The sequence below is a fragment of the Nocardioides sp. Arc9.136 genome (assembly GCF_030506255.1).
Taxonomy (GTDB): domain Bacteria; phylum Actinomycetota; class Actinomycetes; order Propionibacteriales; family Nocardioidaceae; genus Nocardioides.
Window position 1 is genome coordinate 4,020,448 of the sequence record NZ_CP113431.1, and the last position, 19,649, is coordinate 4,040,096.

The 19,649-nt window shown below is 74.4% G+C and carries 19 protein-coding genes; 8 read left to right on the forward strand and 11 right to left on the reverse strand.

All coding sequences use genetic code 11. The features are described from left to right. Positions 1 to 8 precede the first annotated feature (8 nt). Entirely contained in the window at positions 9 to 2,597 is a 2,589-nt protein-coding gene (clpB, locus tag OSR43_RS19445) for an ATP-dependent chaperone ClpB (RefSeq protein WP_302268440.1), read from the reverse strand. 322 nt (positions 2,598 to 2,919) lie between these two features. Between clpB and OSR43_RS19450 the strand changes: the two genes are divergently transcribed. From OSR43_RS19450 to OSR43_RS19460, 3 genes are read left to right on the forward strand one after another with little or no spacing between them, the layout of a single operon-like run. Next, positions 2,920 to 3,720, forward strand: coding sequence for a hypothetical protein (locus OSR43_RS19450; RefSeq protein ID WP_302268441.1), 801 nt, complete (start codon positions 2,920 to 2,922; stop codon positions 3,718 to 3,720). Beyond that, positions 3,717 to 4,322 carry a hypothetical protein gene (locus OSR43_RS19455; RefSeq protein WP_302268442.1) on the forward strand — a complete coding sequence of 202 codons (606 nt, stop codon included), beginning with the start codon at positions 3,717 to 3,719 and terminating at the stop codon, positions 4,320 to 4,322. Before OSR43_RS19450 ends, OSR43_RS19455 begins: the two co-directional genes overlap by 4 nt. After that, positions 4,319 to 5,836 (forward strand): response regulator, encoded by a 1,518-nt coding sequence (locus OSR43_RS19460; protein ID WP_302268443.1) that lies wholly within the window; start codon positions 4,319 to 4,321, stop codon positions 5,834 to 5,836. Before OSR43_RS19455 ends, OSR43_RS19460 begins: the two co-directional genes overlap by 4 nt. A gap of 18 nt (positions 5,837 to 5,854) precedes the next feature. Here the strand turns inward: OSR43_RS19460 and OSR43_RS19465 are convergent, their stop codons facing one another. From OSR43_RS19465 to OSR43_RS19485, 5 genes are all read right to left on the reverse strand, one after another. Next, the gene (locus OSR43_RS19465) at positions 5,855 to 6,292 is read right to left on the reverse strand and encodes a MerR family transcriptional regulator (RefSeq protein ID WP_302268444.1); all 438 of its coding nucleotides are present in this window, start codon (positions 6,290 to 6,292) and stop codon (positions 5,855 to 5,857) included. Between the two features lies 1 nt (position 6,293). After that, positions 6,294 to 7,481, reverse strand: coding sequence for a molecular chaperone DnaJ (gene dnaJ / locus OSR43_RS19470; protein ID WP_302268445.1), 1,188 nt, complete (start codon positions 7,479 to 7,481; stop codon positions 6,294 to 6,296). 30 nt (positions 7,482 to 7,511) lie between these two features. Then, complete coding sequence (gene grpE, locus OSR43_RS19475; RefSeq protein ID WP_302268446.1) at positions 7,512 to 8,180, reverse strand: nucleotide exchange factor GrpE; 669 nt, start codon at positions 8,178 to 8,180, stop codon at positions 7,512 to 7,514. Continuing rightward, positions 8,177 to 10,027: a molecular chaperone DnaK gene (gene dnaK, locus OSR43_RS19480; protein ID WP_302268447.1), complete on the reverse strand. Its 1,851-nt coding sequence runs from the start codon at positions 10,025 to 10,027 to the stop codon at positions 8,177 to 8,179. Before dnaK ends, grpE begins: the two co-directional genes overlap by 4 nt. A gap of 110 nt (positions 10,028 to 10,137) precedes the next feature. Next, complete coding sequence (locus OSR43_RS19485) at positions 10,138 to 11,061, reverse strand: LysR family transcriptional regulator (protein ID WP_302268448.1); 924 nt, start codon at positions 11,059 to 11,061, stop codon at positions 10,138 to 10,140. Between the two features lie 72 nt (positions 11,062 to 11,133). Here OSR43_RS19485 and OSR43_RS19490 point away from each other — a divergent pair, with 72 nt between their 5' ends. Next, a complete protein-coding gene (locus OSR43_RS19490; RefSeq protein WP_302268449.1) occupies positions 11,134 to 11,841 on the forward strand; it encodes an aspartate/glutamate racemase family protein in 708 nt (235 codons plus the stop codon). 14 nt (positions 11,842 to 11,855) lie between these two features. Next, positions 11,856 to 12,857 carry a M28 family metallopeptidase gene (locus OSR43_RS19495; RefSeq protein ID WP_302268450.1) on the forward strand — a complete coding sequence of 334 codons (1,002 nt, stop codon included), beginning with the start codon at positions 11,856 to 11,858 and terminating at the stop codon, positions 12,855 to 12,857. A gap of 6 nt (positions 12,858 to 12,863) precedes the next feature. On the opposite strand, the gene OSR43_RS19500 is transcribed toward OSR43_RS19495, so the two are convergent. Continuing rightward, entirely contained in the window at positions 12,864 to 14,213 is a 1,350-nt protein-coding gene (locus tag OSR43_RS19500) for a CapA family protein (RefSeq protein WP_302268451.1), read from the reverse strand. Between the two features lie 172 nt (positions 14,214 to 14,385). Then, positions 14,386 to 14,838, reverse strand: a complete 453-nt coding sequence (locus OSR43_RS19505) for an NUDIX hydrolase (RefSeq protein WP_302268452.1) — start codon at positions 14,836 to 14,838, stop codon at positions 14,386 to 14,388. Positions 14,839 to 14,903: 65 nt separating this feature from the next. Here OSR43_RS19505 and OSR43_RS19510 point away from each other — a divergent pair, with 65 nt between their 5' ends. Beyond that, positions 14,904 to 15,749, forward strand: a complete 846-nt coding sequence (locus OSR43_RS19510; protein WP_302268453.1) for an aldo/keto reductase — start codon at positions 14,904 to 14,906, stop codon at positions 15,747 to 15,749. Positions 15,750 to 15,801: 52 nt separating this feature from the next. Here the strand turns inward: OSR43_RS19510 and OSR43_RS19515 are convergent, their stop codons facing one another. Both OSR43_RS19515 and OSR43_RS19520 read right to left on the reverse strand, forming a co-directional pair. Continuing rightward, positions 15,802 to 16,320 (reverse strand): universal stress protein, encoded by a 519-nt coding sequence (locus OSR43_RS19515; protein ID WP_302268454.1) that lies wholly within the window; start codon positions 16,318 to 16,320, stop codon positions 15,802 to 15,804. Positions 16,321 to 16,330: 10 nt separating this feature from the next. Beyond that, positions 16,331 to 16,831, reverse strand: a complete 501-nt coding sequence (locus OSR43_RS19520) for a MarR family winged helix-turn-helix transcriptional regulator (protein WP_302268455.1) — start codon at positions 16,829 to 16,831, stop codon at positions 16,331 to 16,333. Positions 16,832 to 16,871: 40 nt separating this feature from the next. On the opposite strand from OSR43_RS19520, the gene OSR43_RS19525 reads away from it, so the two are divergent. Together OSR43_RS19525 and OSR43_RS19530 are read left to right on the forward strand one after the other, a co-directional pair. Then, on the forward strand, positions 16,872 to 17,816 hold the full coding sequence (locus tag OSR43_RS19525; RefSeq protein WP_302268456.1) for a DMT family transporter: 945 nt from the start codon (positions 16,872 to 16,874) through the stop codon (positions 17,814 to 17,816). After that, positions 17,740 to 19,017 (forward strand): MFS transporter, encoded by a 1,278-nt coding sequence (locus tag OSR43_RS19530; protein WP_302268457.1) that lies wholly within the window; start codon positions 17,740 to 17,742, stop codon positions 19,015 to 19,017. Before OSR43_RS19525 ends, OSR43_RS19530 begins: the two co-directional genes overlap by 77 nt. Here OSR43_RS19530 and OSR43_RS19535 read toward each other — a convergent pair. Next, positions 19,004 to 19,591, reverse strand: coding sequence for a hypothetical protein (locus OSR43_RS19535; RefSeq protein ID WP_302268458.1), 588 nt, complete (start codon positions 19,589 to 19,591; stop codon positions 19,004 to 19,006). The genes OSR43_RS19530 and OSR43_RS19535 overlap by 14 nt on opposite strands. Positions 19,592 to 19,649 lie beyond the last annotated feature (58 nt).

Consider the following 19,649-nt stretch of genomic DNA (forward strand, 5'->3'; position numbering starts at 1 on the left):
CAACCGGGTCAGTGCGCGCGGAGCTCCAGCCCCTCGCCGCCGACGTCGACCGAGACCGCGCCGCCGTCGACGACCTCGCCGCTGATCAACAGCCTCGCGAGCGGGTCGCCGATCGCCGACTGGATGAGCCGGCGCAGCGGGCGGGCGCCGTACGCCGGGTCCCAGCCCTTCTCGGCCAGCCACGCCTTCGCGGCCTCGGAGACCTCGATCGAGATCCGCCGCACCGCCAGCCGCTGCCCGAGCAGCCCGAGCTGGATGTCGACGATCCGGGTGAGGTCGGCCAGCGAGAGGGCGTCGAAGGTGACGATCTCGTCGAGCCGGTTGAGGAACTCGGGCTTGAACGAGGAGCGGACCACCGCCATCACCGACTCGCGCTTCTTCTCCGGGTCCAGCGTGGGGTCGACCAGGTAGGTCGAGCCCAGGTTGCTGGTGAGGATCAGCAGCGTGTTGCGGAAGTCGACGGTGCGGCCCTGGCCGTCGGTGAGCCGGCCGTCGTCGAGCACCTGCAGGAGGATGTCGAAGACCTCCGGGTGGGCCTTCTCGACCTCGTCGAGGAGCACCACGGAGTACGGCCGGCGACGCACCGCCTCGGTCAGCTGGCCGCCCTCGTCGTAACCGACGTAGCCGGGAGGCGCACCGACCAGGCGCGAGACCGCGTGCTTCTCGGAGTACTCGCTCATGTCGATGCGGACGATCGCCCGCTCGTCGTCGAAGAGGAAGTCGGCCAGCGCCTTGGCCAGCTCGGTCTTGCCGGTGCCGGTGGGGCCGAGGAAGAGGAACGACCCGGTCGGGCGGTTCGGGTCGGCGATGCCGGCCCGCGAGCGGCGTACGGCGTCGCTCACCGCGGTCACCGCCTCGCGCTGGCCGATCAGCCGCTCGCCGATGACCTCCTCCATCCGCAGCAGCTTGGCGGTCTCGCCCTCGAGCATCCGCCCGGTCGGGATGCCGGTCCAGGCCTCCACGACCTCCGCGATCTGCTCGGCGCCGACCTCCTCGCCGACCAGCGGCTCGAGGGCGCTCTTCTCAGCCGACGCGGCCGCCTCGATCTGCTTCTCCAGCTCGGGGATCCGGCCGTACTGGATCTCGCTGGCACCGGCGAGGTCGCCGTCGCGGAGCAGCTTCTCGGCCTCGATCCGCAGCTGGTCGAGCTGGCGGCGCAGCTCGCCCTCGCCCTCGAGGGACTGCTTCTCCGCCTCCCACCGCGCCTCCAGCGCGCGCAGCTCCTCCTCGCGGTCGGCGCGGTCGGCGCGCAGCCGCTCGAGGCGCTCGAGGGAGGCCTCGTCGGACTCCTTGGCGAGCGCGAACTCCTCCATCTTCAGCCGGTCCAGGCGGCGGCGGAGCTCGTCGATCTCCTCAGGGGAGGACTCGATCTCCATCCGCAGCCGGCTCGCGGCCTCGTCGACGAGGTCGATGGCCTTGTCGGGCAGCTGGCGCCCGGTGATGTAGCGGTCGCTGAGGGTCGCGGCGGCGACGAGCGCGGCGTCGGTGATCCGCACGCCGTGGTGCGCCTCGTACTTCTCCTGGATGCCGCGCAGGATCTGCACGGTGTCCTCGACGCTGGGCTCCCCCACGAACACCTGCTGGAAGCGGCGCTCGAGGGCGGGGTCCTTCTCGATCCGCTCGCGGTACTCGTCGAGCGTCGTCGCGCCGATCATGTGCAGCTCGCCGCGGGCGAGCATCGGCTTGAGCATGTTGCCGGCGTCCATCGCCGAGTCGCCGCCGGCGCCCGCGCCGACGACGGTGTGCAGCTCGTCGATGAACGTGATGACCTGGCCGCCGGCGTCCTTGATCTCCTCGAGGACGGCCTTCAGGCGCTCCTCGAACTCGCCGCGGTACTTCGCGCCGGCGACCATCGCCGCCAGGTCCAGGCTCAGCACCCGCCGGCCCTTGAGGGAGTCCGGCACGTCGCCGGCGACGACGCGCTGGGCGAGGCCCTCGACGACGGCGGTCTTGCCGACACCGGGCTCGCCGATGAGGACCGGGTTGTTCTTGGTGCGCCGCGAGAGCACCTGCACGACGCGGCGGATCTCGGAGTCGCGGCCGATGACCGGGTCGAGGCGGCCCTCCTCGGCGGCCCGGGTGAGGTCGACCGAGTACTTCTCGAGCGCCTCGTAGGTCGACTCGGCGTCCTCGCTGGTGACCCTGCGGTTGCCGCGGACGGCGGTCAGCGACTCGCGCAGCCCGTCGGAGGTCAGCCCGGCGTCGGTCAGCACCGTGCGCGCGCTGCTCTCGACGGTGGCCAGCGAGATCAGCAGGTGCTCACTGGCGACGTACTCGTCCTTCATCGAGGACGCGAGGTCGAGCGCGCCGGCGAGCACGCGGGTCAGCGCCGGCGAGGCGCTGGGCTGCTGGACGGTCGCCCCGGAGGCCTTCGGCAGGCGGTCCCGCTCGGCCGCGGCCGTGCGGACCAGGGAGGCGACGTCGACGCCGGCCTTGGCGACCAGGTTGGCGGCGGTGCCGTTCTCCTGGAGGAGCAGGGCCACCAGCAGGTGGACCGGCTCGGTGTGGCTGTTGCCGGCCGTGGTGGCGGAGAGCTGCGCGGCCTCGATGGCCTCGCGGCTGCGGGTCGTGAACTTCTCAGCGCCGAACTGGCTCATGCATGTCTCCTGTGACGTGGTGGACCAGGGTGGTCGTACTTCGTGCAACGCACCAGGAGTTGAGTCTGTTCCACTCAACTTCACGATGTTCCTGCAGGTCGGAGCCGTGCGGCGGCTGCAGCCCCTCGCCCCTGCCTACCGGGGCGCACCCTCGGGCGCCAGGGCAGAAGTACCCCTGCACCGACCCCTGACCCGCCACCCCCGGTCGCGGGCCCCCTGACCCGATCGGGCCATTTCCACCCCAACCACGCGACCGGGGCGGGACGCGCGTCCTAGCGTCCCTCCGGGAGCCCCGGCCTGGCCGGGGCGGGGGAGGAAACACATGACGGCCTTCACGGCCGCGAGCGGGGCGGGCCTGCTCGCGCACGGCGTGCACTGGCTCATCGTGCTCGGCGGCACCGCCGGGATGCTGGCGCTGGTGCTCCCGGCCGCGCTCGACCGGCTCGCCCCGCGCCTCGCGCCGCGGCTCAGCCCGCCGCCGGCGGCGCCGCGCGACGAGCACGAGCGGCGGGTGCACGAGGTCCGGGTCCGGCTGCTGGCCGGAGCGCCCAGCGGCGTGCCCACCGGCACGCCGTTCTTCCCCGCCGACGCCCGCGCCGACACCCTCGCCGACACCGGCGACCGGCCCGGCCCGTCGTCCGCCGCCTGCCTCACCCTCCCGCTCGCACTCGTGGCCGGCACCGCGGCCGCCGGGGTGCACGCGGCCGTGGGCGCGGCCCACCTGGGCGACCAGCCGGCGCTCGGCGGCTTCTTCCTGCTCTGCGCGCTCGGCCAGCTCGGCTGGGCGGCGCTCGCGCCGGCCGGCACCGGCCCCGCGCTGCTCCGCGCGGCAGCGGTCGGGAACGCCGCCCTCGTCCTGGTCTGGGCGGTCTCGCGCACGGTCGGCCTGCCCGACCTCGGGCCGCTCGCCGGCGGCACCGAGCCGGTGGGGACCTGGGACCTGCTCGCCGCCGGCTGGGAGGTCGTCGTGGTCCTCGCCTGCGGGCGGCTGCTGGCCGCCGCTCCCCTGGCCGCGGGCACCCGCGTCCCCGGCTGGCGGGACTGGCACCCGGCCGCCCGCCGCTTCCTGGTCGGCTCGGCGCTGGTCCTGGCGCTCACGTCCCTGGCGGGGGTGCCCGCATGATCGAGTCCTGGGTCGTCGGCCTGGTCTGCAACGCGGTGATCATGCTCGCCTACCTGCTGATCAGCGTCGCGATCGTCGTGCCGCTGTGGCGCAGCCACCAGCTGCGGTCCAACCCGCTGGGTGCCGCGACGGCCGCGATCTTCCTCTCCTGCGCCGTGCACCACGGCGCGCACTCGGTGCACATGCTGATGCCCGAGCTCGGCGTCGACCTCGCCGCGGGGTACGCCATGCGCACCGCCTGGGGCTGGCCGCTGGCGATCTCCGACGTCGTCGGCGCACTGGTCGGCGTCTGGTACTGGTCGCTGCGCCGGACCTACGCGAGCCTGATGCAGGGGGCCCAACTCTTCGAGGACCTCCGCCGCCGCGAGCAGCAGGCGCTCGAGCTCAACGACACGGTCCTGCAGGGCATGGTCGTGGCGAAGATGGCGCTCGACCTCGACGACCCGGCCAAGGCCCACGCCGCGCTCGACACCTCCATCGACTCCGCCAGCCGGATCATCACCGGGCTGCTGGGCAGCGAGCACTTCGACGTCGGCATGACCCGCAGCGCGCCCGCCGCCGTCACCCCTGCCGAGCCCGTCCACGGAAGGCCGACCCCATGAGCGCCGTACCCGCCCCCGACGCCCCGCGCGTGGTGGTCATCGACGACACCGCCGACCTGCGCGACCTGCTGCGGCTCGCGCTGGTCCGCGGCGGGTTCGACGTCGTCGCCGAGGCCGGGGACGGCCTCGCCGGCATCGAGGCGGTCCGCGAGGGACGCCCCGACGTCGTGCTCCTCGACCTCTCCATGCCGGTCATGGACGGGCTCGAGGCGCTGCCGACCATCCGCCGGCTCGCGCCGCGGGCCGCGATCGTGGTGCTCTCCGGCTTCGGCGCCACCCAGATGTCGGCGCGGGCCATGGCGGCCGGCGCGGACGGCTACGTGCAGAAGGGCGCCTCGCTCACCTCGATCCTCGACTACGTCCGCGACGTGGTGGCCGGAGGGCTGGTGCGGGCGCCGCGATCCCTGTCGGTGGTCCCGGAGCCGCCGCCGCCCGCCCCGGAGGAACCGGACCAGATGACCCCAGACGGACCACCCGCGCGCGACGGGGGCGACACCCTGACGCGCGCGGACGCCCGGCGCCGGCCGACCGTGCACGCGCCGGACACCAGCGAGCCGGCGCACCCGCCGGTCGGACCGCACGTCTCGTCGTGGGAGGCGCTCGGCATGGCGCCGTACGGCGTGCTCGAGCTGGCCGACGAGCCGCTCTTCCGCGTCGTCTACGCCAACACCGTCGCCCAGCGGCTGCTCGTGGAGCGCTGCACGCCCGGCACGCCGCTCTCGCTGGCCGCGCCGGAGCTGGCCGGGCTGGTGGCGTTCCACCGGCTCGAGAACGACGCGTCCTTCGAGGTCGTCCTGCCCGGCGGGGCCGTCCGCGCGACGCTGCGCCGCACCGGCTGGTCGGTGCTGGTCTACCTCGACTCCACCGCCGAGGACGTCGGCCTCCTGCGCCGGGCGATCGCCACGACCGCGCACGAGATCCGCGGGCCGGTCGCGGTGATCTGCGGGATCGCCGAGACCATCGGCGGGCCGGAGCTCGACACCGAGCAGCGCGACCGGCTGATGGGCTCGGTCGCCCGGCAGGCCCGGATGCTCGACAGCATCACCGCCGACCTGCTGACCGCCGCGCAGATCCAGCGCGGCACCCTCCGCATCGACCTGCAGACCGTCGATCCGCGCTCGGTCGTCGAGTCGGTCGTCGCGGACCGCTACGACGTCACCGTCCGCGTCGACGACCCGCGACCGGTGCGCGCCGACCCGCTGCGGTTGGAGCAGATGCTCACCAACCTGCTCGGCAACGCCCACAAGTACGGCGCCGCGCCGTACACCGTGCACGTCCGGCCGGACGGCGACCTGGTCTCCATCGACGTGGTCGACGCCGGCGACGGGGTGCCCGAGGAGTTCCGCGCCTCGCTGTTCCGGGAGTTCGCCCGGGCCCACGGGACGGTCGCGACCGGCACCGGCCTGGGACTGCACGTGGTGCGCACGCTCGCCGAGGCGCAGAGCGGCCGCGCGTCGTACGCGCCCGGCCCCTACGGCGGGTCGGTGTTCACGATCAGCCTGCGCGCCTGCTGAGGCGCGTCCGGCCCCTGGTCAGCGGCCGCGGCGCCAGACGACGACGGCGGCCGAGGGGTCCGGCGAGCGGAGCACCGGCAGCTTGTTGGCCGGGGCGTCGGTACGCCGCGCGGTCAACGCCTGGCGCAGCGCGTCGCGGGTGGCGTCGAGCTCGGCGTGCAGCTCCTCGGTGCGCGAGCGCAGCGCGAGGACCTGGTTCTGCAGCTCCATGATCCGCCGCACCCCCTCGATGCCGATCCCGGCGGAGGTGAGCTCGGCGATCTCGCGCAGCCGCTCGATGTCGCGGTGGGAGTAGCGCCGCCCGCCGCCACCGGTGCGGCCCGGCGTAATCAGGCCGAGCCGCTCGTAGGTGCGCAGGGTCTGCGGGTGCAGACCGGTCAGCTCGGCGGCGACGCTGATGACGTAGACGGCTGCATCGGGACCCGGCACGAACGGCGGGGGTGTCGACGCAGCCATCTCAGGCCCCCTCGAACAGCCCGGCCCGCAGCGGCTTGCCGGCCATCGCCTCGCGGTAGGCCTCGACCGCCTCGCGCGCCTTCGCGTCGAGCACCGCCGGCACCTGCACCTCGACGGTCGCGAGCAGGTCGCCCGTCGTGCCGTCCGGCTTGGGCGCCCCCTTGCCGCGGACGCGGAAGGTGCGGCCGTTCGGCGTGCCCGGGGGCAGCCGGAGGGTGACCGGGGCACCGGTGAGGGTCGGGATCTTCACCTCGGCCCCCAGCGCGGCCTCGTCGAAGGAGACCGGCACGTCGAGGGTGAGGTTGGCGTCCTTGCGGCCGAAGATGCGGTGCGGGGAGACCTTGACGTCGACGTACAGGTCGCCGGCCGAGCCGCCGGCCTCGCCGGCCGCACCCTTGCCGCGCAGCCGGATCCGCTGGCCGTCCTTGACCCCCGCCGGGATGCGCGCCTGGATGGTGCGCGCCGAGGTGCCGCGTCCGCTGCCGTGGCAGGTCGGGCACGCCTCGTCGTACACCAGCTGGCGCCCGCCGCAGCGCGGGCAGGTCTCGTTGATGCTGAACGCACCGCCGGCCGAGCCGACGACGTACCCGGCGCCCTCGCACTCGGGGCAGACCTTGGGCTTGGTGCCGGGCTTGCCGCCGGTGCCGGAGCAGGTCGGGCACGGCGCGTCGGAGGACAGCCGCAGGGACACGGTCACGCCCTCGATCGCCTCGGTGAAGCCGATCGTCGCCGTGGTCTCGATGTCGGCGCCCTTCTGCGGGCGCCGGGTCTGCTGGGTGCGGCGCCCGGCGCCGAACAGGTCGCCGAACATGTCGCCGAACCCGCCGCCGCCCCCGGCCCGCTCGCGCAGCAGGTCCTCGAGGTTGATGCCGCCCGGGCCGCCCGCGCCACCACCACCGAAGCCGCCCCCGCCGAAGCCGCCACGGAAGCCGCCGGAGCCGTAGAGCGAGCGCATCTCGTCGTACTTCTTGCGCTTCTCGGGGTCGCCGACGACGTCGTACGCCTCGGCCACCGCCTTGAACTTCTCGTGCTTGGCGGTGTCACCGGGGTTGGAGTCGGGGTGGTTGGCGCGCGCGAGCCTGCGGTAGGCCCTCTTGACCTCCTCGGCCGTGGCGTCCTTCTTCACGCCGAGCTCGGCGTAGAAGTCCTTCTGGGCCCAGTCGGCCCGGAAGCCGTCATCGGTGCTCACGCGCACCTCCCTCCCTCATCTGTGCTGGTCCTACTGGGCCGGGTCGGCGACCAGGACCTGGGCCGCGCGGACGACCCGGTCACCGATCCGGTAGCCGGCCTTGGCGATCACCTTGCAGGTGGTCACCTCGACGTCCGGGTCCTCGCCGACGTGGCTGAGCGCCTCGTGCAGGCTCGGGTCGAACGCGTCGCCGGGGGTGCCGAACTTGGCCAGCCCCAGCTTCTCGACCGTCCGCTCGAGCTGCTCGGCGACGGTCTTGAACCCGCCCTCGAGCTCAGCGTGCTCGCGCGCCCGGTCGATGGTGTCGAGCACCTCGATGATCGGGGTGAGCGCGGCGTACGTCGCGTTCTCCCGGATCAGCTCGCGGTCCCGCTCGACGCGGCGCTTGTAGTTGACGAACTCGGCCTGCAGGCGCTGCAGGTCGGCCGTCCGCTCGGCGAGGTCCATCCGGGTGACGGTGAGCTCGTCCTGCGCCGGGTCGGACGCGGGCGCGCCCGCCGCGTCGGCGGGCCCGCCCTGGACGTCCTCGGGCGACAGGTCCGGGCCGGGCGCGGCGGGGGTCTCGGCGACCCCCGCCTCGTCCACGTGGCCCGCGGCGTCGCCGGTGACCGGGTCGACCGGGTCGTCGGTCATCGGCGGGCCGCCCACGTCCTCCGATCGAGCGTCCTCGGGCTGTGCCGGCTCGTGGGCGCCGCTCACTTGGTCTCGCCCTCGGTGCCCTCGTCGACGACCTCGGCGTCGACGATGTCGTCGTCGGCGTCACCGGTCGCGCCGGCGGTGCCACCGGCGGCGGAGGCGTCGGCCTCGGCCGCGGCGTACATCGCCGCACCCATCTTCTGGCTGGACTCGCCGAGCTTGGTGACGCCGGCCTGGATCTCCTCGGCCGAGGCCTCGGTGTTCTCCAGGATCGCCTTGAGGGCGTCGGTGTCGGCCTGGACCTCGGTCTTGACCTCGTCCGGGATCTTCTCGCCGTTGTCGGCCAGGAACTTCTCGGTCGTGTAGACGAGCTGGTCGGCCTGGTTGCGGGCGTCCACCGCGGCACGACGCTTGGCGTCCTCCTCGGCGTACTGCTCGGCCTCGCGGACCATCCGGTCGATGTCGTCCTTGCTCAGCGCGGAGCCGCCGGAGATCGTCATCGACTGCTCCTTGCCGGAGGCCTGGTCCTTGGCGGTGACGTGGACGATGCCGTTGGCGTCGATGTCGAAGGTGACCTCGATCTTCGGCACGCCGCGCGGGGCCGGCGGCAGGCCGGTCAGCTCGAAGTTGCCGAGCGGCTGGTTCTGCGACCACATCTGGCGCTCGCCCTGGGCCACCTTGATCTCGACCGACGGCTGGTTGTCGTCGGCGGTCGTGAAGATCTCCGAGCGCTTGGTCGGGATGGTGGTGTTGCGCTCGATCAGCGTGGTCATCACGCCGCCCTTGGTCTCGATGCCGAGGGAGAGCGGGGTGACGTCGAGCAGCAGGACGTCCTTGACCTCGCCCTTGAGGACACCGGCCTGGAGCGCGGCGCCGAGCGCCACGACCTCGTCGGGGTTGACGCCCTTGTTGGGCTCCTTGCCGCCGAGCAGCTCCTTGACGACGTCGGTCACGGCCGGCATGCGGGTCGAGCCGCCGACGAGGACCACGTGGTCGATCTCGCTGACCTTGACGCCACCGTCCTTGAGCACCTGCTGGAAGGGCGCCTTGGTGCGCTCGAGCAGGTCGGCGGTGAGCTTCTGGAACTCGCTGCGGGTCAGCCGCTCCTCGAAGTGCAGCGGGCCGGACTCGCCGTGGGTGATGTAGGGCAGGTGGATCGTGGTCTCCGAGGAGGAGGACAGCTCGATCTTCGCCTTCTCCGCGGCCTCCTGCAGGCGCTGCTTGGCGATCTTGTCGGCGGCCAGGTCCACGCCGTTGGCGTTCTTGAACTTGGTGACCATCCAGTCGACGACGCGGGAGTCCCAGTCGTCACCGCCGAGGTGGTTGTCGCCGGAGGTCGCCTTGACCTCGACGACGCCCTCACCGATCTCCAGCAGCGAGACGTCGAACGTGCCGCCACCGAGGTCGAAGACGAGGATCAGCTGGTCGTCGCCCTTGTCCAGGCCGTAGGCCAGCGCGGCCGCGGTGGGCTCGTTGACGATCCGCTGGACGTTGAGGCCCGCGATCTCGCCGGCCTCCTTGGTGGCCTGGCGCTGGGAGTCGGAGAAGTACGCCGGGACCGTGATCACCGCGTCGGTGACCGTCTCGCCGAGGTAGGCCTCCGCGTCCCGCTTCAGCTTCTGCAGCACGAACGCGCTGATCTGCTGCGGGGTGAAGTCCTTGTCGTCGATCTTCTGCTTCCAGTCGGTGCCCATGTGGCGCTTGACCGACCGGATCGTCCGGTCGACGTTGGTGACGGCCTGCCGCTTGGCGACCTCACCGACGAGGACCTCGCCGGACTTGGCGAACGCGACGACCGACGGGGTGGTCCGGGCGCCTTCCGCGTTCGCGATGACGGTGGGCTCGCCGCCCTCCAGGACCGACACGACGCTGTTCGTCGTGCCGAGGTCGATGCCGACCGCACGTGCCATGGGATGCAACCTCCACTTGCTCGGGTGTACTGCTGGGTGTCGGGGGGACCGGCGCACGGGGCGCCGCAGGTCCGGGTCCGAGTCTGACAGACGACTTGAGCCCGTCCAACTCAACTTTGCTCACTGGGCACAACGGAGGAACCGGCCGGGTTGTTCCCGACGGCGACGAGCCGGGCGACCAGCGCCGCGGTCGCCGGGACGGCCTCGGCGCCCGGGCGGTGCGCGAGCCCGACGTGGCGCCGGCCGAGCACGGGGAGGTCGAGGACCTGCACCCCGGGGTGGCGGTACGCCGCGAGCGCGGACTCCGGGAGCACGGTGACGCCGAGCCCGCGGGCGACGAGGTTCTGCACCACCACGTAGTCGTCGGTGGTGTGCCGGATGGTGGGGGTGAAGCCGGCGGCCTCGCAGCAGTCGACCAGGTGGGTCCGGCAGCGCACGCAGCCGCCGATCCAGTCCGCCGCGGCGAGGGTCGCCAGCCCCCGGCGGCCCGGTCCGGGGTGGCCGGGCGGGACGACCAGGCGCACCGGCTCGTCGAGCAGCGGCCGCCAGGCCAGCGTCCCGAGGCCGGTCGGCGGGCCGTCGTACCCGAAGACGAGGGCGAGGTCGGCGTCGCCGGCGACGACGGCGGCCAGCGCCTCGGGCGGCTCGGCCTCCTCCAGCCCGACCTCGATCTCGGGGTGCGCGGCGGCCAGGGCGCCCACCGCGTCGGGGACGAGCGTCGCGGCGGCCGAGGGGAAGGCGACCAGGCGCACGCGCCCGGCGCGCAGCTGGTGCAGCGCCGCGAGCTCCTCGTCGGCCGCGTGCAGCTCGGCGGCCACCACGTCGGCGCGGCGCAGCAGCGCCCGACCCGCCTCGGTCGGGGTCACCCCCGCCGGGCCGCGCAGCAGCAGCGGACCCCCGGCCTCGCGCTCGAGCCGGGCGAGGTGCTGGCTCACCGCGGGCTGGGTCCAGCCCAGCTCGCGGGCGGCCGCGCTGATCGAGCCGGCCCGGGCGACGTCGCGCAGGAGCAGGAGGCGGCGGGGGTCGAGGGCCATAGGGAGAACTTATGCCCGTTCCTAGGAGAGCGGGGATTCCCTTGGGTCCTCCGGGCCCCCACGCTGGGACGCATGCAGACCATCGGACTCGTCGGCGGCATGTCCTGGCACTCGACCGCCACCTACTACCGGCTGATCAACGAGGAGGTCGCCACGCGCCTCGGCGGCCACGCCTCCGCCCGCATCTCGCTGCAGTCGCTGGACTTCGCGGAGGTCCGCGACTGCCAGGTCCGGGGCGACTGGGCCGGCTCCGCGGCGCTGCTCGCCGACGCCGCGCGCCGCTGCGAGGCCGGCGGCGCCGACCTCGTCGGGCTGTGCACCAACCTCATGCACAAGAACTTCCCCGCCATGGAGTCCGCGGTCTCCGTCCCGGCGATCCACATCGCCGACGCCGTCGCGGCCGTCGCGCGGCAGGAGGGGTGGACGACGCTCGGCCTGCTCGGCACCCGCTGGGTGATGGAGGAGACCTTCTACGCCGACCGGCTCGCCACGCACGGCATCGCCGTGGTCGTCCCCGAGGAGGACGAGCGGGCGATGGTCGACCGGGTCGTCTTCGACGAGCTGACCCAGGGCGTCCTCCGCGACGAGTCCCGGGCGGCGTACGTCGAGGTGATGGCGGGCCTGCGCGCCCGCGGGGCCGACGCGGTGGTGCTGGCCTGCACCGAGATCGGCCTGCTCGTCAGCCCGGAGCAGGCACCGCTCCCCGTCGTCGACTCCGCCGTCGCCCACGCCTCGCTGCTGGTCGACCTCGCGCTCGAGCCGCAGCCGACGCCCGCGTAGGGCACCATCGGGGGATGCGCCGGCCCCTGATCGCCTCGCTCGGGCTGGCGCTGTGCCTGCTGCCGGCCTGCAGCGGCGCCGACGACCCGTCGGCGGACCCGTCCGGCGCTCCCTCCTCGTCGCCCGCACCGTCCAGCACGATCACGGCCGCGCCCACACCGGCCACGGCCGACCCAGCAACGCCCGACGCCAGTCCCCCGGCCGTGCGCCGGGTCTCCCCCGACGACGTGCGCCTCGCGACTGCGGTGGCGGCGGTCGAGCACCTGGCGGGCACGGTGGGCCCACGGCCGGGCACGTCGCCGGCGTACCGCCGCGCGGCCCGGTGGCTCGGCACCCGCCTGGAGTCCCTCGGCTGGTCGGTGGAGCAGCAGCCGTTCCCGACGCCCGCGGGCGTCTCCTGGGGCGTGCCGGTCCGCGGCGGCCGGTCGACGAACGTGGTCGCGACCCGCGGCGACGTCCGTCCCGGCCGGCCCTGGCTGCTGGTCGGCGCCCACCTCGACACCGTGCCGCAGGCGCCCGGCGCGGAGGACAACGCCTCGGGCGTCGGCGTCCTGCTGGCCGTCGCCGAGGCGCTGGCGGAGCGGCGGGCGCGGCTGCCGGTGGTGCTGGTCGCGTTCGGCTCCGAGGAGCCGCGCGGGCCCGGCGACGACGACCACCACTACGGCTCCCGGGCGTACGTCGCCGGGCTGTCGACCGCGGAGCGGGGCAGCCTGAACGGCATGGTCTCCCTCGACCGGGTCGGCGTCGGGTCGGTGCTCCCGGTGGGGAGCGCGGGCGCCGGCGACCAGGTCCAGCGCCAGCTGCTCGCGGCGGCCGGGCGGGCCGGCGTCCCGACGGTCAGCGACCTGGAGCAGCGGTCGAGCGACCACTGGTCCTTCGTGCGGGCCGGGCTCCCGGGGGCACGGCTGGGGAGCACGTCGTACGCGGCGTACCACTCGGCCGACGACGTGCCCGCGGTCGTGTCCCGCGACCAGCTGCGGCGGACGGCGCGGACCGTCCTGGCCTGGCTGCGCTGACGCCGGTCAGCGCGCGAAGGGGCCGGTGCTCGTCGACCAGACGTCGTCGAGGATCCCCGCCGCGCGGTCGCCGGTGACGAACCGGGGCGCGAAGTCCGTGGTCGCCATCGCGTACGGCACCAGCCGCAGCGCCTTGAGCTCCGCACCCCACAGCGTCGCCTCGAGCACGACGCCCTCGCGGACCTCCTCGTCGGGGAAGTCCATGTCGAAGACGAAGTTGCCCAGCGAGTGCACGACCGGCACCCCCGCCACCGCGTCCACGCCCTGCACCCAGTGCGGGTGCCCGCCCACCACCAGGTCCGCGCCGGCGGCGACGAGGCGCCGAGCGACCGTGCGCTGCACGGGCACGGGCTCGTGGGTGTACTGCGTGCCCCAGTGCGGCAGGACCACGACCACGTCGGCCCGCTCCTGCGCCCGCGCGACCGTGCGCTCGACGTGGCGGACGTCGGCCTCCACCAGCGGACCCGTCCGCGGCGGCATCCGCACGCCCAGCGCACCGGGACTCGTGGGCGTCGCCTGCGGGGTCTCCCCGATCGCGTTGAACCCGACGAAGGCGAGCCGCACGTCGCCCACCCGCCGGTACGCCGGCCGGCTGGCCGCCGACCGGTCCGGCCCCGCCCCGAACACCCCGACCGGGCTGCGGCGCAACGTGCGGACCGTGTCGAGCAGGGCCCCGGTGCCGTGGTCGCCGGCGTGGTTGTTGGCCAGCGAGAGGACGTCGAAGCCGGCCCGGCGCAGCGGCCGCAGCAGGGCCGGCGTCGCGCCGAACGAGTCGCCGCCCTGGGTCGGTGCCCCGGCGAGGCTCAGCGTGCTCTCGAGGTTGCCGACGGTGACGTCGGCGCTCCGCAGGCGGCGCGCGGTCGGGGCGAGCGCTCCCCAGGGGTCAGGGACCCCGCGGACCAGCATCACGTCGCCCACCACGGTCAGGCCGACCGCCCGCGGGTCGTCGCGGACCGGGTCGCGGCCGGCCACCAACGCCGCGACCACCGTCGGCCGGACGTCCGCGAGCGGCACGACCGCCAGCGAGCCCGGGTCACCCTCGACCGCCCGCAGGCGCCGCTCGACGCGACCGGTCGTCACCACCCGCCGGCCGCGCCACCGGGTCACCTCGCCGGCGACCAGCCGCGCCGCCGTACCCCTCGACAGGCGCAGCTGCGGCTCGGTCGCGTGGCCGACCACCACGAGCCGCCGCTCCTGCTCCGGCCGCCGGTCCTCGTCCGGGTCGGTCGCCGGCGGTTCCGCCGCCGTCACCGGGGACGACCCCGGCTCGGCCGCCTCCCGCGGCTGCGACGCCTCGCCGGTGCACCCGGTCAGCAGGAGCACCGCCCCGACCAGACCCGCACCCCAGCGCCTCATCGGGCCACGCTAGCGGCGACGTGCAACGCGCTGTCCAGTGATCTGGCGCGCTGTTGGGGCGTCCACCGCGCCGTCGGAGTGTCTACCGCGCCGTCGGGACGACTACCGCGCCGGTGGAACGGCGCGGCAGACGTCCGGACAGCGCGTTGCAAGCAGCAAGCCGCGGCCCCGGTCAGCCGACCAGGCGCAGCGCCAGGTCGACGAGGGAGACGTGCGGCAGGCGGGCGGCCTCGTCGGGGGTGAACCAGCGGGCCTCGTCGGTGGTGCCGTCGACCTCGGGGGTGAGCTCGCCGCCGACGACCCGGGCGGAGAAGAGCACGCGGACGGCCTTCATCGGGCGGTCGGTGTCGACGTGGCGGCGGGTGGCGGGGATGACGTAGGTGTCGACGGTGAGCAGCCGGTCGAGCTCGACGTCGTACCCGGTCTCCTCGCGGACCTCGCGCACCGCACCCTCCTCGACGGTCTCGTCGAGCTCGACACCGCCGCCGGGGAGCGTCCACCGGCCGCCGTCGGAGGCCTCGTTCCACAGCGCGAGCAGGATCCGGCCCTCGTCGTCGGTGATCACGGCGTACGACGCCAGGCGGGTGTCGTAGGAGGTGTAGGGGACGGGCTCGGGAGTGCTCACGTGAGCATTCTCGCTTCCCGGCCCAGGCCGGAAGGATTTGGACCCGCCTGGTCTTGTCGATCCACATGACCGTTCCGACCATCACCCTGAACAACCAGACGACGATCCCGCAGCTCGGCTTCGGCGTGTACCAGGTGCCGCCGGAGGAGACGGCGGCCGCGGTGGGCACGGCGCTGGAGATCGGCTACCGGCACATCGACACCGCGCAGATGTACCAGAACGAGGCGGGTGTCGGCGAGGCGATCAAGGCCGCCGGCATCGCCCGCGACGAGCTGTGGATCACCAGCAAGCTCAACAACGGCTTCCACCGCCCCGACGACGCCCGCCGGGCCTTCGACGAGACGCTGGACAAGCTCGGCCTCGACACGATCGACCTCTTCCTCATCCACTGGCCGCTGCCGACGCTGTACGACGGCGACTACGTCTCGACCTGGCGCACGCTGGCCGAGTTCGTCGAGCAGGGCCGCGCCCGGGCCGTCGGCGTCTCGAACTTCCAGCCGGCCCACCTCGACCGGATCGTCGAGGAGACCGGCGTCGTGCCGGCGGTCAACCAGATCGAGGTGCATCCCTACTTCTGCAACGAGGAGGCGCGCGCCGCCTCGATCCGCCACGGCGTCGAGGTCGAGGCGTGGTCGCCGATCGCGCAGGGCGCGGTCCTCGACGACGAGGTCATCGGCCGGATCGCGGCGACCTACGGCAAGACGCCCGCGCAGGTGACCCTGCGCTGGCACATCGAGCGCGGCGACATCATCTTCCCGAAGTCGGTGACCGAGCAGCGGATCCGGGAGAACTTCGACATCTTCGACTTCTCGCTCACCGTCGACGAGGTCGCGGAGATCAGCGCGCTCGACCGCGGGGAGGACGGCCGCACCGGCCCGAACCCCGACACGTTCGACTACGTCCCGTCCTGACGGGCCGGTCCTGACGGGCTCCCCCGGCAGCGGCACCGCCGCCGGGGGGCCCTCACTCGGAGGGCTGCAGCGCCACGTCGAGGGTGCGGGTGCGCTCGGTCTCGTTGGTCCGGGCGCCGCGGACGACGACGACCGGGCAGGCCGCGTGCCGGACCAGCTGGTCGGTCGTCGAGCCGAGGGTCAGGCCGCGGAACCCACCGCGGCCGCGGGCGGAGACGACGACCAGGTCGGCGTGCTGCGAGGCCTCGAGCAGGGAGTTCCCCGCGGGGCCGCAGTAGGCCTCGTAGGAGATCTCCACGCCCTCGCCCCGGGCGGCGAGCACGTCCGCGACGTCGCCGCGGAGGTCGTCGAGCACGGCGGCCTCGAAGTCGGCGCGCGGCGGCACGTACCCGAAGGTCTGCGTCTTCGGGCGCGGTGCGGTGGACATCGTCCAGGCGCGCAGCAGCGTGATCGAGCCGCCCACCGCGCGGGCGTGGTCCAGCGCCCACTCCAGCGCGTGCAGCGCGGGCTCGGAGCCGTCGTTGCCGACGACGATGCGGGGGCCGGAAGAGGTCTGCGCGGTCTCGGTCATGCCTCGCAGACTAGTCGCCGGACTCCAGCGCCCGGCCCCACTGCTCCAGCAGCCCGGCGAGCTGCGCGCGCTCCTCGGCACTGAAGCCCGCGAGCAGCCGGTGCTCGTTGGCGACGTGCTCGGTGAAGGCCCGGTCGATGAGCGCGCGGCCGGCGTCGGTCAGCGCGACGACCCGTCCCCTGCCGTCCTGGCGGTCGACCCGCCGGGTGACCCAGCCCTGCTGCTCGCAGCGGTCGACCCGCTTGGTGACCGCGCCCGAGCTGACCATCGTCGAGGCGGCGAGCACCCTCGGCGCCAGCTCGTACGGCGCGCCGGCGCGCCGCAGCGCGGCGAGGACGTCGAACTCGCCCTCCCCCAGCCCGTGCCGCGCGTAGACGGCGACCAGCTCCTCGGTCAGCCGGCCCGCGAGCCGGTGCAACCGGGCGACGACCCCCAGGGGCGCGACGTCCAGGTCTGGCCGCTCGGCCCGCCACTGGGCGATGACCGTGCCGACGAAGTCCGGGTCCTCCACGGCTTGGAATATATCTGACTCGGAAGATACTTTGTCTTCCGTGGAAACTATCTGGTGGCGCACCGTCGCCCTCACCGCGGTCGCGCCGGTCGTCTGGGGGACGACGTACCTCACGACCGAGGAGCTGCTCCCGCCCGACCGCCCGCTCTTCGCCGCCCTGGCCCGCGCCCTCCCCGCCGGCCTGCTCCTCCTGGCGTGGCGCCGGCGGCTGCCCACCGGCGTCTGGTGGTGGCGGTCGGTCGTGCTCGGGCTGTGCAACATCGGGCTGTTCTTCCCCCTGCTCTTCCTCGCGGCGTACTCGCTGCCCGGCGGGCTGGCGGCGACCCTCCAGGCGACGCTCCCCCTCGCCGTGGTGGGCATCGCCTACGTCGCGCTCGGCGAGCGGGCGTCCGGGGCGCGGGTGGTGGCGGCCCTGGTCGGGCTGGCCGGCGTCGGGCTGCTGGTGCTGCAGAACCCCGGCGGCGTCGACCCGGTCGGCCTCGCCGCGGCGGCGGCGTCGGTGGTGGCCTCCGCCGTCGGCCTGGTGCTGGTCAAGCGCTGGCCGGCGCCGGTCGACATGCTGACCCTGGTCTCCTGGCAGCTGGTCGTCGGCGGGCTCGCGCTGCTGCCGGTGGCCCTGCTCGTCGAGGGACCGCCGCCCGCGGTCGACCTCCCGGCACTCGCGGGCTACCTGTGGCTCGGCGGGGCCGGGACCGTGCTGGCCTACGTCTGCTGGTTCCGCGGGGTCGCCCGGATGCCGGCGGGCGCGGTGGCGATCGTCGGGCTGCTCAACCCGGTGGTCGGCACCGGCCTCGGCGTGCTGGTCGCCGGCGAGGCGTTCGGCCCGGTCCAGGCGCTCGGCGTGCTGCTCGTGCTCGGTGGGGTGGTCGCCGGCCAGCGGCGACCGCGGGTCGTGCAGGATCGGGCGGGTGGCGAGGCTGCTGGCGAGGCGGAGGTCGAGCGGGCGCGCGCCGAGCACCGGCGGGAGCGGCTTCCGGCTGCGTGACGTCGCGGTCGCGGCGTACGGCCCGACGGTCGTCAACGCGACCGGCCACGGCGCGGTCATGCCGGTGCTGGCCCTGCGGGCCCGCGAGCTCGGCTCCGACGTCAGCACCGCCGCGACCGTCGTCGCCCTCCTCGGCGTCGGCATGCTGCTGGCCTCCCTGCCGGCCGGGGCGCTGGTGGCCCGGATCGGGGAGCGCCGGACGCTGGTGGCGGCCGGCATGGTCGACGCGGTCGTCATGGTGGCCGCCGCACTGAGCTCCTCGGTGCTCGTCCTGGGGATCGCGGTGACGCTGAGCGGGATGACCTGGACGGCGTTCCTGCTCGCCCGGCAGGGGTTCATGATCGACGCCGTCCCGCTCGCCCACCGCGCTCGCGCGCTGGCGGCGCTCGGTGGGGCGCACCGGGTGGGCCTGCTGGTCGGGCCGCTGCTCGGCGCCGTGCTCATCCACCTCGCCGACCTGCGCGCCACCTTCGTGCTCGCCGCCGGGCTCTCGGTGGTCGCCGGCCTGATGGCGCTGCTCATGCCCGACCTCGGCGCTGCCGGGCGGGACCAGCAGCAGGCGGCCGGCGGTCACCTCGGCGTGTGGGCGGTGCTGCGGGCGCACCGCCGGACCCTGCTGACCCTCGGCACCGCCGTGGTCGTGATCGGCGCCTCCCGGTCGGTCCGCAACGGCCTGCTCCCGCTGTGGGCGGACCACGTCGGCATCCCGGCCTCGACCACCTCGGTGATCTTCGGCGTCGCCGCCGCCGTGGACATCGCGTTCTTCTACCCCGGCGGCTGGCTGATGGACACCCGCGGCCGGACCGTCGTGGCGGTGCCGGTCGTGCTGAGCGTGGCGGTCGCGGCGCTGCTGCTGCCGCTGGCGCACTCGGTCGCCGCGGTGACCGCGGTCGTCGCGCTCATCGCGGTCGGCAACGGGCTCGGCTCGGGCATCGTGATGACGCTCGGCGCGGACGCCGCGCCGGCGGTCGGACGCTCCCAGTTCCTCGGCGGCTGGCGGCTGTGCGGCGACCTGGGCAACACCGGCGGCCCGCTGCTGGTGGCCGGCGTCGCGGCCGTCGCGCCGCTCGCCGCGGCGTCGATCGCCGTGGGCGTCCTCGGCCTGGTCGGCACCGCCTGGGTCGGCTGGTGGGTGCGCGAGGCCGACCGCGCGGCGCGGCCGGGACCGACCCTGCCGGCCCGAGGGGTCAGCCGATCGTGACCTTCACGGGGTTGGACTCCAGCCCGCTGCTGGTGTCGACGACGCGGAACTCGTTCTCGCCGAGCTGGCCGGTCTGGATGTAGGTCGTGAACGTCTCGTTGCTCACCGACACCGTCACCGGGAAGTCCACCCACGCCCCGCCGGCCATCCGCTGCACCTGCAGGATCGCGCCCTCGCCGCCGGGGTAGACCCCGGTGAGGTCGATCTGCTGCATGGGGGTCACACTGGTCTGGCCCGAGGACAGGGTGATCTCGCCCTCCTCCGGCTCCTCGGAGGTCTCCTCCGCCGACGGCTCGTCGTCCGCGCTGCCCTCCTGACCGGGGGCCAGGGTGACCAACGGGTCGCTGGGCTCCTCGGTCGGCTCCGGCTTGGGCAGGTAGAACGACTGCCCGTCCGAGGAGCCGCCCCCTTCGCTGCTGTCGCCGCCGAGCCCGAGCACGCTGACCGCGCCGAGCGCCACGCCGCCGAGCACCAGGCCGACCACCAGTCCCACGCCCACCAGCGCGAGCAGGCCGGTCAGCACGGGTCGGTCGGCGCGCTCGGGGCGCTCGTCGCTCAGCTCGTCGGGGGCCACGGGGACATTGTCGGGGACGGCACCTGATCGGCCAACCGCGCGACCACGGGGCGGCCCC

What these genes read in the sequence shown, in the direction of transcription:
- OSR43_RS19465 (WP_302268444.1), bottom strand. Translation starts at nt 6,292, where the DNA reads ATGGCTGCGTCGACACCCCCGCCGTTCGTGCCGGGTCCCGATGCAGCC.
- OSR43_RS19510 (WP_302268453.1), top strand. Translation starts at nt 14,904, where the DNA reads ATGACCGTTCCGACCATCACCCTGAACAACCAGACGACGATCCCGCAG.
- OSR43_RS19515 (WP_302268454.1), bottom strand. Translation starts at nt 16,320, where the DNA reads ATGACCGAGACCGCGCAGACCTCTTCCGGCCCCCGCATCGTCGTCGGC.
- OSR43_RS19500 (WP_302268451.1), bottom strand. Translation starts at nt 14,213, where the DNA reads ATGAGGCGCTGGGGTGCGGGTCTGGTCGGGGCGGTGCTCCTGCTGACC.
- OSR43_RS19495 (WP_302268450.1), top strand. Translation starts at nt 11,856, where the DNA reads ATGCGCCGGCCCCTGATCGCCTCGCTCGGGCTGGCGCTGTGCCTGCTG.
- clpB (WP_302268440.1), bottom strand. Translation starts at nt 2,597, where the DNA reads ATGAGCCAGTTCGGCGCTGAGAAGTTCACGACCCGCAGCCGCGAGGCC.
- dnaK (WP_302268447.1), bottom strand. Translation starts at nt 10,027, where the DNA reads ATGGCACGTGCGGTCGGCATCGACCTCGGCACGACGAACAGCGTCGTG.
- OSR43_RS19450 (WP_302268441.1), top strand. Translation starts at nt 2,920, where the DNA reads ATGACGGCCTTCACGGCCGCGAGCGGGGCGGGCCTGCTCGCGCACGGC.
- OSR43_RS19455 (WP_302268442.1), top strand. Translation starts at nt 3,717, where the DNA reads ATGATCGAGTCCTGGGTCGTCGGCCTGGTCTGCAACGCGGTGATCATG.
- OSR43_RS19490 (WP_302268449.1), top strand. Translation starts at nt 11,134, where the DNA reads ATGCAGACCATCGGACTCGTCGGCGGCATGTCCTGGCACTCGACCGCC.
- OSR43_RS19460 (WP_302268443.1), top strand. Translation starts at nt 4,319, where the DNA reads ATGAGCGCCGTACCCGCCCCCGACGCCCCGCGCGTGGTGGTCATCGAC.
- OSR43_RS19485 (WP_302268448.1), bottom strand. Translation starts at nt 11,061, where the DNA reads ATGGCCCTCGACCCCCGCCGCCTCCTGCTCCTGCGCGACGTCGCCCGG.